This is a genomic window from Streptomyces sp. ISL-66 (genome assembly GCF_018614135.1).
In the GTDB taxonomy this organism is placed as follows: domain Bacteria; phylum Actinomycetota; class Actinomycetes; order Streptomycetales; family Streptomycetaceae; genus Streptomyces.
This window is the reverse complement of the sequence record NZ_JAGGOW010000119.1, coordinates 3,005-5,424: the sequence shown is the minus strand read 5'-3', so window position 1 is coordinate 5,424 and position 2,420 is coordinate 3,005. Positions and strand designations below refer to the sequence as shown.

Genomic DNA, 2,420 nt, shown 5'->3' with positions numbered 1-2,420 from the left:
CCGGAGCCCGAGGCCGAGCCCGAGCCGGCGCCGGTCGTCGTGGAGGCCCCGGCGGAGCCCGTGGTCGAGGCCGCGCCGGCCCGTCCGCGTCGCCGTGCCACCCGCAAGGCCACCGCACCCGCCGGTTCCCCGGTGGGCGCGGAGGCGGCCGTGGTGGTCGTCGAGACGCCGGTGGAGACCCCGGCGCCGGCCGCCGAGCCCGTCGTCGAGGAGGCCGCCCCGGAGGCTCCCGCCAAGAAGGCGGTCCGCAAGACGGCCGCCAAGAAGGCGACCACGACCACGGCGAAGAAGGCCCCGGCCAAGAAGGCGGCGGCCGCTAAGAAGACCGTCGCCAAGAAGGCGACGACGGCCAAGACGGCCGCGAAGAAGACCGTGACGAAGCGGGCGACGAAGAAGACCGCGGCGGCCGAGCAGCAGACGCTGCCCTCCGTCTCGGCTCCGACCGAAGCCTGATCCGCTTCCGGGCTGTGGGCCCCGCCGTGTGGCGGGGCCCACAGCCTTGCGGGACCCGGTTTGACCCCCTGGAACCGGGCCCGTAACCTAGACCGTCGGCATGTCTTAGACGATTACGTTTAAAACGTGCCGCGCTCCTGAGCACCTTCCTCCCGCTGAGCACCACGTGCGGGAGAGGCCGCTCGTCCTTCCGGATCGGTCCGGTCCCGTCCTTGCGGCGGGCCCTGCCTGAGTGGCTGGCTTCAGGAGCATCCGCCCCGAGTGAGAGAGAGTTCCGCGTGTACGCCATCGTGCGCAGCGGTGGTCGCCAGCACAAGGTTGCTGTCGGCGACATCGTTGAAGTTGACAAGATTCCCACCGCCAAGGTTGGCGACACGGTCGAGCTCTCGACCCTGCTCGTTGTCGACGGCGAAGCCGTGACCAGCGACCCGTGGGTCCTGGCCGGCGTCAAGGTCACGGCTGAGATCGTGGATCACCACAAGGGCGTCAAGATCGACATCCTGCGTTACAAGAACAAGACCGGCTACCGCCGTCGCCAGGGTCACCGCCAGCAGTACACGGCGATCAAGGTCACCGGTATTCCCGCGGCTGCGAAGTAAGAGGGACTGAGACATGGCACACAAGAAGGGCGCATCGTCCACTCGGAACGGGCGCGATTCCAATGCTCAGCGGCTCGGCGTGAAGCGCTTCGGCGGTCAGGTCGTTTCCGCTGGTGAGATCCTCGTTCGCCAGCGCGGCACCCACTTCCACCCGGGTTCGGGTGTCGGTCGTGGTGGCGACGACACGCTGTTCGCGCTGCAGGCCGGTTCGGTCGAGTTCGGCACGCACCGTGGCCGCAAGGTCGTCAACATCGTTCCGGCCGCCTGATCTCAGCTCCGGCTGAATCGGCAGTTCGAAACATCCCGAGGGCGGATCTCAACTCTTCCCGGCGTCAGCCGGGAAGAGAGGTCCGCCCTCGGCGCGTTGTCACATAGACACGTTTTAATGGGCAGCAAGGCCTGCCCGGGACATTCCCGTATGTATCTGGAGGAACACCCATGACCACCTTCGTGGACCGCGTCGAGCTGCACGTCGCCGCGGGTAACGGGGGCCACGGCTGCGCCTCCGTTCACCGGGAGAAGTTCAAGCCGCTCGGCGGCCCCGATGGCGGCAACGGCGGCCGTGGCGGCGACGTCATCCTGGTGGTGGAGCAGGCTGTCACCACCCTGCTGGACTATCACCACAGCCCCCACCGCAAGGCCACCAGCGGCAAGCCCGGCGAGGGCGGCAACCGCTCCGGCAAGGACGGCCAGGACCTCGTCCTGCCCGTGCCGGACGGCACCGTCGTCCTCGACAAGGAGGGCAACGTCCTCGCCGACCTCGTCGGCCAGGGCACCACGTACGTCGCGGCCGAAGGCGGCCGCGGCGGCCTCGGCAACGCCGCGCTCTCCTCCGCCCGCCGCAAGGCCCCCGGCTTCGCGCTCCTCGGCGTCCCCGGCACCGGCGGCGACGTCATCCTGGAGCTCAAGACCGTCGCCGACGTGGCGCTGGTCGGCTTCCCGAGCGCCGGCAAGTCCTCGCTGATCTCGGTGCTCTCCGCGGCCAAGCCGAAGATCGCGGACTACCCCTTCACCACCCTCGTCCCGAACCTGGGCGTCGTCACCGCCGGCTCGACGGTCTACACGATCGCCGACGTCCCGGGCCTCATCCCGGGCGCCAGCCAGGGCAAGGGCCTCGGCCTGGAGTTCCTGCGCCACGTCGAGCGCTGCTCGATCCTCGTGCACGTCCTGGACACCGCCACCCTGGAGTCCGACCGCGACCCGGTCGCCGACCTCGACGCCATCGAGGAGGAGCTCAAGCTCTACGGCGGCGGCCTGGAGAAGCGCCCCCGCCTCGTCGTCCTCAACAAGGTCGACATTCCGGACGGCAAGGAGCTCGCCGACATGGTCCGCCCGGACCTGGAGGCCCGCGGCTACAAGGTCTTCGAG

General features: G+C 69.5%; 3 protein-coding genes and 1 pseudogene. All 4 read left to right on the top strand.

Annotated features, from left to right (window positions below; translation table 11 throughout):
* Positions 1-453 (top strand): annotated as a pseudogene (locus J7E97_RS22825) (ribonuclease E/G); the annotation flags it as partial.
* A gap of 278 nt (positions 454-731) precedes the next feature.
* Positions 732-1,052, top strand: coding sequence for a 50S ribosomal protein L21 (rplU, locus tag J7E97_RS22820; protein ID WP_112446572.1), 321 nt, complete (start codon positions 732-734; stop codon positions 1,050-1,052).
* A 13-nt stretch (positions 1,053-1,065) separates the two neighbouring features.
* On the top strand, positions 1,066-1,320 hold the full coding sequence (gene rpmA, locus J7E97_RS22815) for a 50S ribosomal protein L27 (protein WP_030013081.1): 255 nt from the start codon (positions 1,066-1,068) through the stop codon (positions 1,318-1,320).
* Between the two features lie 170 nt (positions 1,321-1,490).
* Positions 1,491-2,420, top strand: a 930-nt coding sequence (gene obgE / locus J7E97_RS22810; protein WP_251054985.1) for a GTPase ObgE, incomplete at its 3' end; no start/stop codon positions are given.